The sequence below is a fragment of the Shewanella sp. Arc9-LZ genome, from assembly GCF_010092445.1.
In the GTDB taxonomy this organism is placed as follows: Bacteria; Pseudomonadota; Gammaproteobacteria; order Enterobacterales; family Shewanellaceae; genus Shewanella.
Genome location: NZ_CP048031.1, coordinates 1762727 through 1777385 on the forward strand (window position 1 = coordinate 1762727; position 14659 = coordinate 1777385).

The window sequence follows — 14659 nt, forward strand, 5'->3', positions numbered from 1 at the left end:
TGATTTTTATTTTCGACGACGTTTAACTTAGATGTCTTTTATTTTAGACGGTTGTTAGTTCATATTCTGAGGCGAAATATTTTAATGTTGTCGCCGCGAGTTTTGATGACTGGCTTATCAAGCCAGCCTTATACATTGGCCCCAAAAATAATTTCTTGTTTTGAGTCTAACCACATTGGGTTTTGTACCATCACCTTGCTGAACATTCGACTCTGTAAATAGTGATTAAGCCATTGTCGTAATTTTGGGTAGGGTGATTGTAAATACCATTGTCGCTCAACTCTGGCAAACTGACGAATAAACGGCATTAATGCTAAATCTGTCAAACTTGGTTGGTCAGACATTAAATATGAGTGCTGGCAAAGCCTTGATTCCAGATCCGCAAGATAACGCTCACATTGTTGTCTATCTTCTATAAGCGACGGTTCATGGTAACGTTTAGAGCAGCGGTATTTCTCTAAATGTCCTTTGAATTCATTATCAAATATCGCAATAACCGCCAACATTTCAGTTAACGCGTTTGGCGTTGCTTTTTTAACATAATCGTCAGGGTCTGTTTGTGAAAAAGCCCATAGCATGATGGATAAACTTTCATCGATGACCTGATTATCTGTGGTGACTAAAACTGGCACTGTACCTTTGGGCGACACCGTAAGCATTTCTGCAGGTTTGTTGCTTAACACTAGGTCGCGCAGGTTTACTTGCTGTTTGGATGCATAAATAGCCAGTCTAGCGCGCATTGCGTAAGGACAATTTCTCAACGAATAGAGTACAGGTAATACCATGATGTTGTTTATTATCTCTCAGTCAGGTAATGCAGTTAGCAAAATAATCCTGTTCATTTTATCACTAATACCTAACCCTTTAAATATTGATTACGGGAGTCTTTTTTGAAGATTCAAATGTATTGTTTGAAGCTCATTTTTCTAGGTTAAGTGTTAAATGATTAACTTCAGAACAAGAGTATTAAACGATTAAAAATCAGTTTTTATAGAGTATTCATTACCTTGATATAGGTAACGAATGACGCTACGAGATATAAGAAACTGCGCCTTGTTATCCAATACTTATGGCGCGATTTTTCGTTTAACGTTAGGTCTTGAACCACAAACCTCTGGCGTAAAAGACAGCTGTATTACATACTTTAACGACTGTTCAATTATGCGGTTGTTTATTCATGCAGGGTTCCTCTATTGAGAAAACACTTGAATACAAAGGTCATGTTGTTTTTAAAAAACTTACTATTCCAGCTTTTAAGCGTTTTGCTCGAGAATTTGCATCTAACGAAGCATGTTTTGCTTTTTTTACCGAAGGTGAGTACCAGGTGCGTACTGCAACAGGAGTATTGACGGTAAACCGTGAGATTGGCTTACTTGCCAAATGCGTCAATTATTTCTATGAAACCGTAAGTGGCCAGTTAGAGCAAGGCCGTGGTGAGGTGATTGGTGTTTTCTTGTTTCCCGATATTTTTCAACGTTTATTTCATTTCGATTTCACCCAATCGGACTATCAAGTCGATTACGACTTAAAGCAAGTAGAAGTGGACCAATTGTTGACACATTTTCGGGACAGTATTTCTATATTGCTCGACACACCTGATTTGGCAACGCCCTTGATGATAGAAACCAAGTTACGTGAATTTGTGTTGTTGATGACCCAAAAGGTGTCAGCCCCATCAGAATTAGATTTTTTAGCATCGATGTTTAAGCCTAATTTTGTCAAATTCGAACAAGTTATCCAGCATCACTTATTCAGTGATGTAAGCATCGAAGAATTGGCCGCGTTGTGCCATATGAGTGTGTCGAGCTTCAAACGAAAATTCAACGAGGTTTATGGACAGTCCCCTAAAAAACATATCAGCCAATTAAAAATTGATAAAGCCATTAGTTTGCTAGACGAACCAAGCTCTCGGGTTTCCGACATTGTTTTTCAAACAGGCTTTGAATCTATATCAACCTTTAATCGTGTGTTTAAAAAACATATCGGTTGCTCGCCGTCTGAGTATCGCCAACGGCAATCCCTTAGTATGTAGCAACGGCAATTCCTTAATATGTAGCAATGGAGGTCGCGTTAATTCGTTTTGGACTAAAGTGACCATCAACTGAGCTTTTCTGATAAGTACCCATACAAGTTGTTGCGTAGACTAGCCTCATTAAATGTAACTAACACTTTGCAAACGAAGCAATGAGCATGGGCAACAATTTTAAAAAACGATATGGTGACTGGGCATTGTGTAGATAAGGTTTTCGCCAAAGTGTTAACCTGTCGCCACTATGTTTGAATACTGTAGAACTTAACGATTAATAAAAGAGAGAATGTCATGATTAAAGTCAGTGTATTGTACCCAAATAGTGAAAGTGCTACTTTCGATATGGATTACTACTGTAAAACCCATTTACCACTTGTTGCAGATTTAGTAGGTGAAGCACTTATTTCAGCCAGTGCAGACCTTGGCCTTGCTAGTGTTGTACCCGGTGAGCCTCCTATGTACATCGCAATGGGTCATCTTACATTTGAATCTGTAGAAACATTTAAACAATCATTTGGCCCACATCAAGCTGTGATAGCGGCAGATATAGTTAATTTCACAAATACCCATCCCGTGATACAAATTAGTAACATTACTCAATAATATTATGCCTGTCTAATGTACGTTACCCTAGCATTGCCATTTTAGCGTCTTAAATGAATAAAATCATTTAGGACGCATTGGTATTAACCTTACCGTCTAATTCGCGATGCGACTGTTGACTATAAATGCGTATCACCGCAGCTTTATTCCCAGCCCATCTATTGGTGAAGTTACTATCGATGCTTACATCGAAGTGACAGTTCCAAAACGGTGGTTTTTATTCAATCTGCAACTTGTACTCCCCTTATAATTTTTGTTATCTAAAGTGTGTATTTGACCATTAACAATGCGCACCAAACTTAAAATGATTTAGTATCACTTTGTAGGTATTTATTGTTATAAGTTATAAAAATAAATAATTATTTAGTATGATCTATTCGTTAAAATCACCCTGTTTTCGCTTCAATATAACCTTTTGGTAGTATCTAAAACGTGGTTTTTGTCTCCATAATATCATCGCCTGATTCATTTCGATGTTACTAGCCAATACAGCCTATTTTGTCCGATCTCGCTATTTTTATTTAGGTGTCATTCAAAAGAATTACGACGCTAACCTATTGAGTAATAACGATGAAAATATGACTTTTTATTGATCTGACCCCGTATTATTTTAATAGATTGATGTTGAAGGGTTTCCCCCGCCAAAAACGTGTTTAGCGTTACTTTTATGATTTTTTGCCTCTTGAATTTAACCATGATTTTTCTATGGTTAATAGCAGGCGCATAAGTAAATATCTCGAGTGCTGTAAAAGTGAGACATAGCATTATGTAGCCGTAAAAATAACCTACTACTTATTACTTACTTGTCATTCATTTCATCATCGAATGACGACCTGTTTGTTAATTTGCAGTGCGTGTAGGTGTTGACACTGAGCTGACGTGTTTTGGTTAAAAATAAATCCAGGAGGTCGTTATGTCTAACTAGTTTAACCCCAACAATAATTACAGGAGGTTGTTATGTTATTTGTTAAATACTTTAATAAAAGGCCGATTGCCCTTGCTATCTCTTTAGCATTGCTGGCCTCAATAGGAAGTGCGGTGGCTTATGAATCGCCAGTGCATGTGTTTTCTGTTAATGACGTACTGGGAGGGTTGAATGGAGTGACTTTCGCAGACGACCAAACGATCATTTGTGGCCTTGGCCCAGTGAGTTGTCCTGATGATAATCCAGCGCTTCTCGACAAGTCGGGGGTGATGTTATATCCAGTGGATAGCGAGTTTGGCTTTTATGTGGTTGATTTTCTAGGCGCGCAGCCCAAAGCGCGTAATGGCGATTACCTCGAAGGATTCGTTGGTAATATTGACGAAGGCGGAGGGGTGATTGGTATTCAAGTTGCCAATGCCGCCACCGAAAAATACAAGGTAAAACCACCATTAGGAACATGGTGTCAAGGGCTCGGTGGCACCTCGGTAAAATGTGAAACAGAGCATTATACTGTTATGGAACATGCGCTTAGTTGTTATGAGACCATTCCATACTTTTTTGCCAGCCCAGACGGTACCCAAGCCATTATATCAACCCCAGACGGCACTCTGTCGTATGACTGCGCTGGCGCGCCACTAGATGATAATGTTCAAGTGTTAGTGGGTGGACAACAAGCCTATCGCCTAACCAATGCGATACCCTGTGAAACAGATGGTCAGCCTGAAGGGTGCCAGATGTTTCCTAACGACAAGACCAACATGCTCGATAACATCGCCTTAAGCAGTGATTATTCCGTGCAGCTTAAAGATGATGGTAAGCCACTTTATGGTTGGGGCGGAATACATAAACGGCCGAACGATATCCGCATGTATGCCCAGTTGGCGCTTCCTGAAGAATGGAAAACATCCACAGAAAACTTTGTCGTTACTCGTGCAGAGCTTGTGGTTAATCACTGGATCACCAATAACCCTAATGACCAACTTCGTCCAGAAGACTTGGAAAACGAAGCTGCAACAGGGCGTAAACCTTCTTATAGAATTGAAGGTGATGGTGACGCAGCCGTATGGAAAAGTACTGTTCCGTGTTATGAAGGCGACAGCGATATAATCGATACTGAAAGTGGCGCTTTCGATCCATCCTTTATCGGTGTCGGTACAATATTAAAGAATACCCCTAAAGCACTGGACCCTTTGGCTACAACAGGTGAAAGCGCTGCAGAGCACCCTTATGCATTCTCATCAGATCTCGCTGGTGGCTATTCTAATGCTTACTATACCACCATCAATCGTGACCCCTTTGAATGGTCTTATGATGCTAACCCTGACCCAAAAATTCAGGATTTCATCGGTAGTGCACTGCCAAATGCGTCGCTCGGTGAGCTTGTCTCAGGCCCTCGCTGGAGACTTAAACCTAATAAGTTTGGTCAAGACTTGCCTGGACTTGAGATCCCGTTGATTGAATGTAGCGCGCCGCCTTTTGCCAAAGAAAATATTAAGTATGAGGTCGGTACGCCAACGACCACAGTGATCAATTTACTGGATTGGGAAGAGGGAGAGATATCTCCGCTGGCAACCAGTAGAGGTTGGGTTGATGTGACGGCAAATGAGTATGTCACTATTGTCACTGAGGACGGCGAACCGGCGGTTACCAGCAATGGTTTACCGATGACGTCAGATTTTGACCTTGCGGTTTACATTAAGGGCGATAGTAAATCAACAGCCTTATATAACGCACAGCTCATTATCGAATATGAAGGCGAAGTTCCTATGGTGAATACTGATGTCGATGTTGCACTGACTGCTTTTGCAGCATCAGCTACAGTGTCCTTTAATCAAACGGTAGCAATGGTTGTCGATGTGAGCAATCTTAAACCCAGTAGTGTCAGTGGTGAGGTAACCATTACTGGAGTCACTAACCAAGGCGTGGTTATTGAACTGCCGCCGATGGCTTTCAGCGACTTGGCTGAAGGAGATACGATTTCATTAAATGCAAGTTGGACAGCCAACATCATCAGAACGTCCGCTGTTAGCTGGACGGCGACGGTGACAGCAGAAGGCGATCTTAATAGTGATAACGATACTGCCACCGCAACAACAAAAATCCGTAGATGATAATTAAGGATTAGCAGGTGAATCAAAGGGGAGAACTTTTGTTTCTCTCCTTTTAACTTAACCTAATTGATATTGTTATTAACGGTCTTTACGGACTTAGAAGATAGGAATAGCAAATGTGCATCATACGAATAATCTTTGTCTCGGCCATTATTTTATCTTCGGCGATTACCTCGTTATTCGCTGAAGAAAACAGCGATCCAACTCAACCCGCAACTACCATTCCACCGGCTACTGCAACCACGCCGGAGCTAGTTACGCCAGCTGTCACGCCAGCCATCATAACTCCGGCAGTGCCAGTCACGCCAGTAATAGCAAACCCTGCAGTAACCCCGCCAGCGCCTAAGCAAAGTGCGAAAAAACCGGCAATGGGTCACGATTACCAAAAAAATATGCCCAAGCTTGGCAAAGGTGATCCCAATTATCGTGGTGAGAAGGAGGTTGTATCTGATGCTCAACCCATAATCAACAACCAAGAGAGTCAATCAAAAGCGCCATCAATCATAGATAACCAGCGCAAAAGTGGTGCAGATGTAGGTTTTCCTGGCTACCGCGGTGAGGGAGACTCGGCTTACCCACAACATCAGCAATATCAACATCCGCCACGCTTTCCGGCTGAATCAATAGAGACTACTCCAGCTGATACGTCTCCAGTACAGACTAAACCAACCGAACAAAATAGTGATGTACAGACAAATAAACCATCGGTTGATGCTTCAGCAAATAAGGTCAAAACACGTGCGATCATTAACCAACAGCGCAAAGGAATACTTCATGCAGCCGCATTTGGCGACGAGCCAGCGGTAAAAGCATTACTCAAGCAAGGATCAAGCCCAAATGCCAGAGCAAAAGACAGAATAGGGCGAACAGCATTAATGCTAGCGGCATTGAGTGGTCATGAAAACGTGGTTAATACACTGCTTAAACAAGGTGCCAGTGTGGATTTAAAAGACAGAACAGGCCATACCGCACTTAACTGGGCGGCAAATCGATCGCACCTAAACATAGTCACGTTATTACTCAACCATGGCGCTGATATAAATATCAAAGATAATGGCGGCACCTCTCCTTTGTTATATGCGGTTGCCACTAGCAATGTGGCAATGGTGAGTTTATTGCTTTCACATGGCGCTGAAACTGAGTTACAAAGCGCTGAAAGTAAGATGACGCCACTATTACTGGCCATTGAGCATAACGATATTGAATCTATTAGTCTTTTACTAGATAACGGAGCTGATGTTAATGGCACAAACAGTGATGATTTTTCACCATTAATGGCTGCGGCAGAGCAAGGTCAGCTCAAGATAGTGCAAACACTCCTCTTTCATGGTGCTGAGGTCAATCGATATGATAATAAGCATTTTACGCCATTGTTCTACGCTGCCGACAAGCAACACATCGACATCATGCAGCTGTTATTAGCCCAAGGTGCAGATGTCAATTTACGCGATAATAAAGGCCGAACCGTTTTAATGCGCGCCAAGCAGCAAGGGCATGCAAATGTTGTAGCGTTATTATGCACAAAGGGAGCTAAATATAACGCCGATGGATGTTGAGATTGAAAAGGATATCGAGTTTAGTTTTTGATCGGATTTATAAAATTCACGTTTTGTTTTTAGATACAAAAAAGCCTGTAAGCAGTTGATGCGTACAGGCTTTTTTATTTTTAATTTGGTCGGTATGAGAGGATTCGAACCTCCGACCCCTGACACCCCATGACAGTGCGCTACCGGGCTGCGCTACATACCGAAATTACTTCGTTTGACTTTAGATATAATGAAAATATCATCATAAATGCCAATCACTTAGCATGGCTGAGAGCCTTGGGGGGTTACTAAGTTGATAATTACTGTATCAATTGCCATTTGTTTACGCAAGTAGTTAGTTATCAGTCGGTTATCGATTGATTATAAACTATCCATTCAATAAAACACTCGACCTTATCTATGCATAAGCAAGCATGATAGCGCTTAATGAAAAGCTCGCTCGTTTACAATATTTAAACTAAATATCTTATTCTTTATAAAATATCTTATTGATTATAAAGTCTACGACCTTCACGCATGACTTGGATTAATTCTGGTGCGCTCATTTTCTTATCTAAACGTTTTTTATAGTCTAAATCGTAAATGCGGTATTTACCGAAACGATCCAATACTGTTATTTCAGCTTTTTGATAAATGGCAAAGCGGCGGCTGTCGCCTATGTAAACCCAGGTTTCATTATTAGGTTCTAACAAGCTGCGGCCTGAGCTGTAATCTGTACTTGGATTGGTGCAACCTAACACATGGCTTAGCAAGGTTGGCGCTATGCCGTAATGGCTGGTGCGGTAATTCACTTTATTACCATGGCTGTCGGGCCAATGGATTATTAGCGGCACTTTAACATTACCTGGCGATAAATCGCTGCGGGCGTCGCTGGTATTACTGGTAAAGACCTGGCCGTAAGTGCCAGTGATGAGCACAATGGTATCATCACTCACGTTATTGAATAGGCTTGCCAGTTGTTGGTCGATAAAGTTAAGTGATTGACGATATTGATTAAACAGCACCTTTTGCGCAGGCTTTAATGGCATGTGCGGTTTGATGGTTTGTACGCCTAAAAATCCGACTGGGGTGTCGTAATCTTTTGGTGCGGTAAGATTCACTAAGGCAAACCACGGTTGTGTTTGTTTTGGCTGCCAAGCATTCACCGCATTAATGGTGTTGATATCGGCATCTGCGCTGCCATTATCGCCTTCGCTGATATGAATGTTTATACCGCTGAACATGGCGCTATTAGCGGCGTATTGATCATTTTCAGGCGCAAACATGGCTAATTGATAGCCTTGCTGTGACAACGTGTTGGTTAATATTGGGCTGGTGCTATCAAACTCTTTGCGATCGCTGTAGTTGCCTTGTAAGCCATACATGAGGGTAAACATGCTGGTTTCAAAGTCGGTGCCACCGCTATAGTGATTCATAAAGCGCTGATTTTGAATACGATACTGGCTTAAGAACGGCATAGTGACACTGTCGACCATGTCTGCTCGTAGGCTGTCTATGCTGATAACCATAACATTGGGTTGGCTGTCTGCAGTACATTGCATCGGGCTGATGGGATAGCTCAGCTTACGTGATTTAGTGTTGCGAGACTCTGTTGACTGCATGCTGCTGTCAATGCCGTGATTTTCCATGAACGAGCGTGCTGTCGCAGGGTATGACACTGGATAGGCGTCGTCAAAACGGGTGACTTCAGTCATATTGGTCGCGTCGGCCCAGATATGAAATAAATGGCTGCTGACAAAACAGATACCGACAAACAGCACTACTTTGTTGCCCCATTGTTTTTTCTGAATTTTGTCGATGCGTTTCCACAGATAATTGGCCGCGGTAAGCTCAACAATCACAATGACGATAGGTGTCACTATGTATGAAGTGCTGTGTAATAGCGCATTGAGATCTTGCCAGGCTAAGTCGAACGCAAAAGGACTTAAATGGATACCGTAGTCGTCATAAATAATGGTGTCATACAGTAGGGCATATAAACCAAGAGAGGCAATAAATGCAGCAAAACCACGTAAGATTTTGGAGTAAGGTAATAATAAGGTAATCGGGAAAATAAAAATTAAGTAACCGATAAAGGCTAAAAAGGTAAAATGACCTATGGTGCTGATTGACAGGTAAGCCCAACCAATAATGGTTTCTGGGTAGCCGACACTGCCAATATATCGAGCGCCAATTAACATCGCTAATATGCCATTAAAGAAGGCAAACCAGTGACCCCAATTAACTAAGCGTGACACTTTATCACGCGTCATTTGCTGCTTTTTGCGCTCGATCATGTTAACTCGTATTCCTACGTTATTATCACAGGCTGTTTTCAGTGTAACTGATTGTTAGCATTAGTGATAAATTTTATTTAGTCGATTACTTAACCGACTGTGTTAAGGCTTTGGCAAATTGCTCAGCAACTTTTTGGCGTGATTCACCAGGGACTTTTTTGTCGAGTAAATGGGTCACGCAATTGCCCAATACCATAAGGCTTAAATCGGTAGGTGCTTGATGCTTAGCTAGTACTGCAAGCAGCTCGCTGATAAGTGCTTCAACTTGAGTGTTTGTGTATTTAGATTGAATTGCCATAGTCAGAAAACTTCAATAAATAATGAATTAGCTGCACATAATAACGGATTTAGCCGACGCTCGCCTCAAGTTTTATTCGCTGCATGTGAGGAATATTGTAAACCCTTGTTCGATTTATACGGTTGGTCTGATATCATTCTTTTTTAAATTATCATCTGCGACAGACTAGGATTAACAAGGTTTATGAGCATTAGTATTGAGCAAGCAATTATTCACGAAATTTCTCAAGACAGTCAGGGGCAAATGCGTTGTCGTTTACGCCCGCAACCGTTGTTGAATACTCACGCCGTTGAAACCATGTTAGAAGAGTTACATCAAACCTATTCGGGTAAAGCGGGTAAGGGGTTTGGCTTTTTTGGAGCCCATGGCGATGATGGCGAAGCCAACAGTGAATTTTCTGATGCACTAACCGGTTATCGCAAAGGCGATTTAGGTTTTGTTGAGTTTAGTGGTCAAGCGAGCCAACTGTTGCAACAAGAACTGGCCAAGTACGATTTTAGCCAAGGCGGTTTTTTGTTGATGTCTTGCTATACCAGCATGACGAGCGACTATTTATTTGTGGCGTTATTAAGCGCTAAGTCGTCGATGACAGTATTAGATGACATGGAATTGTCGCAAAACAACCATTTAGATTTAAACAATATTCAATTAGCTGCGCGCATTGATTTAACTGAATGGCAGGCCGATAAAAGCTCGCGTAAGTATATTTCGTTTATTCGTGGTCGTGCTGGCCGTAAAGTTGCCGATTTCTTTTTAGACTTTATGGGCTGTGTTGAAGGCGTTAACATTAAAGCGCAAAACAAAACCCTGATCCATGCAGTTGAAGATTTTGTCGCAGGTAGTGAGCTTACCAAAGATGAACGCCAAGATTGTCGTAACAAGGTATTTGATTATTGTTCTGAACGCGCAGGTTCCGGTGATGTGATTGAAGTTAAAGATTTAGCCGATGAGTTAGCTGATTCTGGTATGGATTCATTTTATGATTTTGCGTGTGGCGGCAGTTATGAGTTAGACGATGAGTTTCCGGCCGATAAAGCCAGTCTACGCAGCTTGAAGAAGTTTTCAGGCACAGGCGGCGGAGTTACCTTGAGCTTTGATGGCGGCCATTTAGGTGAACGGGTTATTTATGATCCGATATCTGACACTATTTTGATTAAAGGCGTGCCAGCCAATTTGAAAGACCAATTAGACCGTCGCTTAAAAGGCGAATAACTTAAGCTTATTTGGTGTTGTTACAACAGCGTCCTATTTGGGCGCTTTTTTATGAGCGAAGATAATAGCGAGTCTAGGTTTAACGCGTGCTATGCTTTGGTGGGTTAGCGAGTAAAGCGAGCTAACATGTTGTTGGATCTAGTGTTGCGTGTGAACTTTGGGTTCAATAGCGTGCAGAGTGACATTAATTTACGCAGATTTTTATATCAATTTACTGATGCTTAAATCGTGTCAATGGCGGTGAACTTTGCAACGTTTTATTTGGATTTATATAACGGCTTAGCTCATGGCTTATTTAGCAAATTACCGATCAAATTATCTAACTGGTACGATTTTTGGCGCAGTTGAATATTTTACTTTTCATTCATTTGTAGTTGAGTAAACTAGCGCCACTTTTTGAGTGTTTTTGTTTGTTATGCTTGTAATAGCCTAACGGACTTTGGGGGAGCGATGATCACTGCATACGCCTATCAAAATAGAGAATTAATCACCACCGAATTGAGTGTGGGCGATAAAGTGCCTGAGTCGACATTGTGGTTAGATTTATTAAAACCCGACGACGAAGAGCGTCAATGGTTGAGGCTATTCTCTGCTGAAGAAGTACCTGACGAAGAAGATATTAAAGAAATTGAGGCTTCGGCGCGTTTTTACCAAAACCAAGACGGTTTACACATTAACTCGTTGTTTCCACAGCGGGTGAGTTCAGATGTACGCGCAGTGAACGTGTCGTTTAACTTGCGAGAACGTTTTTTGCTAACAATACGTGAAGAAGATGTCGGCCTTATTCGTTTACTGCGTAATTACCTACGTTTAGGGCGCTTGGATATTACCACTCCACAAGGCTTATTGTTAGAGCTCTTTACTTTGAAAGTTGATTATCTATCTGACTTAATTGAAGATATTTATAGTATTTTAGAAAATGTTGGCGAGCAAGTATTTAATGACGAAGAGCTTGACGGTGTTTTTAAACTGATTACCTTGCAAGAAGATTCGAACGGTAAAATTCGATTGAGTTTGTTGGATACTCAGCGTTCATTACGTTATATGCAACGTTATTATCGTGACCGATTGTCAGATGAAAACTTGAAAGACATTCGTGAGATGCTATCTGACATTGAATCATTGATGCCACACAGCCAGTTTATTTTCGACAAGTTACAATTCTTACTGGATGCAGCGATGGGATTCAGTGGCTTGCAACAAAACAAAATCATTAAGATATTTTCGGTGTCGGCGGTAGTATTTTTACCCCCTACGTTAATTGCCAGCAGTTATGGGATGAACTTTCATATTATGCCAGAACTCGACTGGCGGTTTGGCTACCCAATGGCAGTGGCATTAATGCTAGCCAGTGCAGCAGGAACCTACTTTTTCTTTAAACGGAAAGGTTGGTTATAACGCAATTTATTTTAGACAAAATAATGCCATCAATTGTTGCCGATTGATGGTTTTTTTTATGTCTCAAATACTTGAGTTGGCTAGGGTAAATAAACTGAAATGGTGTTATGTAAGTCACTCATTAAAGAGATGAAATAGTCTATGTTATCTGCAGCACACTAGTTTTGGCCAATACCTAAGCTGATTTGTTCTCTAGGATTGAGGTATTTATGGATTTTTTCTGGCAACGCTGCGGCAGGTAGACTGCGAACAATAGTTAAGCCTTCATCTTGTAAACTGATGATGGGGGCTAAATCTTTGGGTACCAGTTGGTCGTAAACCACAATGTTAGGGCACAATAGCTTTTGCAAGTTTACCGACATAACCATGGCAAATTGGCCACTGGATAATTCAATAATGCTGCCAGGCGGATAAATACCTAACATTTTGATTAACATGCTAATATATTCAGTATTGAGTTTGTTTTTATAGTTTTTATACAGTAACCCCAAGGCGATACTTGGCGGTTTTCCTTTGGTTTGGTTGGTGCCATTACTCAAATTGTCGTATTCGTTAACCACGGCGATTAACTGCGACAGCTTGTCTAATTTGTCGGCTTTGAGCCCTTGTGGGTAGCCACTGCCATCTAAAAATTCGTGATGATTAGCAATTAACGGTTTGGCTTCGTCTGGAAAGCTGTCAGCGAGTTTAAGAAAATTAATGCTCATTAATGGGTGTTGTTTAATGAAGTTTTCTTCTGGTGTGGTAAGAGGCACTCGCTTATTGATAATGTTACTCGGAACTTTGAGTTTACCTATATCGTGAAATAACCCACCAATACCAATCGTTTCAACTTCTTCGCGGCTCCAACCTAGCTCTTTTGCCATTAACATACACAACATGGCGACGTTGAGTGAATGGTGATAAATATGCTCATCATTTTTGGCATCGCCCATTAAATGTAAGGCTAAATTATCGCTATTGAGTAGCATGGTGGTCATGTTGCTGATGAGGTCTTTCGCTTCACTGACCGCATTGAGTGGTCGGCTACTGATTTTAGAGACCATTGAACGCATCATCGACACTGAGCGATTAAATTGTTGTTCGGTTTTCTTTAAATCTCGTTTGAGCTTTTGTTGCTCATCTATTTTGGCCGACTTCTGGTTAATCATTTGCTCTTTTAGTGCGTTGAGGGCCTGCTCGTCGGGTTTAGAGGTGTTGGCATTCTCGGACGTTACAGGCTCAATATCGCTTTTTTCGGGATCAAAAAAAACATCTTTTAGCCCTAAGCCTTTGATAAGTTCAATTTGTGCAGCGTCTTTAATTTTAAAACTGCTAAACAGGAAAGGGTGGTCTTTCCAGGAAATTGGCAAGCGGATAAAGGTACCCACTTCTAATTGTTCTACAGCGATTTTTTGGTTTTTTTTCATATTCAATCGATAGTTACTTTGAAGAACAATGAGCTATGTTATGTATTGCCCTTTACAGGCACTTTAATTGCGTGGCAGCATACTACTATAAATAAATTAACAATAGTCACTCCCTATGGATTTTATTGAAGTATATCCCAACGCGATAAGTAATGATTTATGTGATCGCTTAATTGCAGCATTTGAAACGCATCCGAGTGTAGGGCCAGGCCATACAGGTTTTGGCGTAGATACCGAGAAAAAGCGCAGTCGTGATTTAATGTTAGATGCTTTTGATGATTTAGCTGAATTAAAAAATGAACTTTTAGCGGCGACATTTACCCATATTAGCGATTATTTTACCCAATACTCGTTAACCTTAATGGGAGCGGTTTCTGTACAAGTAGCAGATGAAAATGGTCAACCGCAAACGTTAACGCCTGATAATTTTGAGGTATTGGGTCGGCCAAGGGCAGCGGCATTAACTAAATATTTGTATCGCAGTGGTACGATTAATGTGCAGCATTATCAGCAAGGTGTGGGTGGATATCCGCATTGGCATTCAGAGCAGTATCCACAGAATGGCCATAATGAGGCGCTTCATCGGGTGGTGTTATACATGTTTTACCTGAATGATGTTGAAGAGGGCGGCGAAACAGAATTTTATTATCAACAACGTAAAATAAGCCCTAAAAAAGGCACTATGGTGATTGCTCCAGCCGGTTTTACACACAGCCATCGTGGCAATGTGCCCATTAGTAACGATAAATATATTGCGACTTCTTGGGCGATGTTTAATCGTGCCGAGCAACTTTATGCGCCATTAAGTTAGTGATTACTGTTGGGTAAAACCAGTTGTGGCTTTATATGCT

Annotated in this window: 11 protein-coding genes and 1 tRNA gene; 7 read left to right on the top strand and 5 right to left on the bottom strand. The window is 41.2% G+C overall.

Translation table 11 applies throughout. The features are described from left to right. Nucleotides 1-128: 128 nt before the first annotated feature. Entirely contained in the window at nt 129-785 is a 657-nt protein-coding gene (locus GUY17_RS07575; protein WP_162022770.1) for a glutathione S-transferase, read from the bottom strand. Between the two features lie 392 nt (nt 786-1177). Between GUY17_RS07575 and GUY17_RS07580 the strand changes: the two genes are divergently transcribed. The 4 genes from GUY17_RS07580 (at nt 1178) to GUY17_RS07595 (ending at nt 7224) form a co-directional block, all read left to right on the top strand. Beyond that, nucleotides 1178-2032: an AraC family transcriptional regulator gene (locus tag GUY17_RS07580; protein ID WP_162022771.1), complete on the top strand. Its 855-nt coding sequence runs from the start codon at nt 1178-1180 to the stop codon at nt 2030-2032. 288 nt (nt 2033-2320) lie between these two features. After that, nucleotides 2321-2632 carry an EthD family reductase gene (locus tag GUY17_RS07585; RefSeq protein WP_162022772.1) on the top strand — a complete coding sequence of 104 codons (312 nt, stop codon included), beginning with the start codon at nt 2321-2323 and terminating at the stop codon, nt 2630-2632. 957 nt (nt 2633-3589) lie between these two features. Continuing rightward, on the top strand, nt 3590-5668 hold the full coding sequence (locus tag GUY17_RS07590) for a hypothetical protein (RefSeq protein ID WP_162022773.1): 2079 nt from the start codon (nt 3590-3592) through the stop codon (nt 5666-5668). A gap of 116 nt (nt 5669-5784) precedes the next feature. Further along, nucleotides 5785-7224 (top strand): ankyrin repeat domain-containing protein, encoded by a 1440-nt coding sequence (locus tag GUY17_RS07595; protein WP_162022774.1) that lies wholly within the window; start codon nt 5785-5787, stop codon nt 7222-7224. Nucleotides 7225-7340: 116 nt separating this feature from the next. On the opposite strand, the gene GUY17_RS07600 is transcribed toward GUY17_RS07595, so the two are convergent. The 3 genes from GUY17_RS07600 to GUY17_RS07610 form a co-directional block, all read right to left on the bottom strand. Continuing rightward, a tRNA-Pro gene (locus GUY17_RS07600) sits at nt 7341-7417 on the bottom strand. 283 nt (nt 7418-7700) lie between these two features. Further along, the gene (locus GUY17_RS07605; protein ID WP_162022775.1) at nt 7701-9491 is read right to left on the bottom strand and encodes a DUF3413 domain-containing protein; all 1791 of its coding nucleotides are present in this window, start codon (nt 9489-9491) and stop codon (nt 7701-7703) included. Between the two features lie 85 nt (nt 9492-9576). Next, on the bottom strand, nt 9577-9789 hold the full coding sequence (locus tag GUY17_RS07610) for a YejL family protein (protein WP_011637946.1): 213 nt from the start codon (nt 9787-9789) through the stop codon (nt 9577-9579). Nucleotides 9790-9972: 183 nt separating this feature from the next. Here GUY17_RS07610 and yejK point away from each other — a divergent pair, with 183 nt between their 5' ends. Both yejK and corA read left to right on the top strand, forming a co-directional pair. Then, on the top strand, nt 9973-11001 hold the full coding sequence (yejK, locus tag GUY17_RS07615) for a nucleoid-associated protein YejK (RefSeq protein ID WP_162022776.1): 1029 nt from the start codon (nt 9973-9975) through the stop codon (nt 10999-11001). Nucleotides 11002-11451: 450 nt separating this feature from the next. Beyond that, entirely contained in the window at nt 11452-12399 is a 948-nt protein-coding gene (gene corA / locus GUY17_RS07620) for a magnesium/cobalt transporter CorA (RefSeq protein ID WP_101088017.1), read from the top strand. 158 nt (nt 12400-12557) lie between these two features. Here corA and GUY17_RS07625 read toward each other — a convergent pair whose 3' ends face one another. Next, entirely contained in the window at nt 12558-13808 is a 1251-nt protein-coding gene (locus GUY17_RS07625; protein WP_101088019.1) for a DUF3391 domain-containing protein, read from the bottom strand. A 115-nt stretch (nt 13809-13923) separates the two neighbouring features. On the opposite strand from GUY17_RS07625, the gene GUY17_RS07630 reads away from it, so the two are divergent. Then, the gene (locus tag GUY17_RS07630) at nt 13924-14619 is read left to right on the top strand and encodes a 2OG-Fe(II) oxygenase (protein WP_101088021.1); all 696 of its coding nucleotides are present in this window, start codon (nt 13924-13926) and stop codon (nt 14617-14619) included. Nucleotides 14620-14659: the final 40 nt, after the last annotated feature.

Excerpts from the sequence above, each read along its gene's own strand:
- GUY17_RS07575 (WP_162022770.1), bottom strand. The coding sequence starts at position 785 with ATGGTATTACCTGTACTCTATTCGTTGAGAAATTGTCCTTACGCAATG.
- GUY17_RS07580 (WP_162022771.1), top strand. The coding sequence starts at position 1,178 with ATGCAGGGTTCCTCTATTGAGAAAACACTTGAATACAAAGGTCATGTT.
- GUY17_RS07585 (WP_162022772.1), top strand. The coding sequence starts at position 2,321 with ATGATTAAAGTCAGTGTATTGTACCCAAATAGTGAAAGTGCTACTTTC.
- GUY17_RS07590 (WP_162022773.1), top strand. The coding sequence starts at position 3,590 with ATGTTATTTGTTAAATACTTTAATAAAAGGCCGATTGCCCTTGCTATC.
- GUY17_RS07595 (WP_162022774.1), top strand. The coding sequence starts at position 5,785 with ATGTGCATCATACGAATAATCTTTGTCTCGGCCATTATTTTATCTTCG.
- GUY17_RS07605 (WP_162022775.1), bottom strand. The coding sequence starts at position 9,491 with ATGATCGAGCGCAAAAAGCAGCAAATGACGCGTGATAAAGTGTCACGC.
- GUY17_RS07610 (WP_011637946.1), bottom strand. The coding sequence starts at position 9,789 with ATGGCAATTCAATCTAAATACACAAACACTCAAGTTGAAGCACTTATC.
- yejK (WP_162022776.1), top strand. The coding sequence starts at position 9,973 with ATGAGCATTAGTATTGAGCAAGCAATTATTCACGAAATTTCTCAAGAC.
- corA (WP_101088017.1), top strand. The coding sequence starts at position 11,452 with ATGATCACTGCATACGCCTATCAAAATAGAGAATTAATCACCACCGAA.
- GUY17_RS07625 (WP_101088019.1), bottom strand. The coding sequence starts at position 13,808 with ATGAAAAAAAACCAAAAAATCGCTGTAGAACAATTAGAAGTGGGTACC.
- GUY17_RS07630 (WP_101088021.1), top strand. The coding sequence starts at position 13,924 with ATGGATTTTATTGAAGTATATCCCAACGCGATAAGTAATGATTTATGT.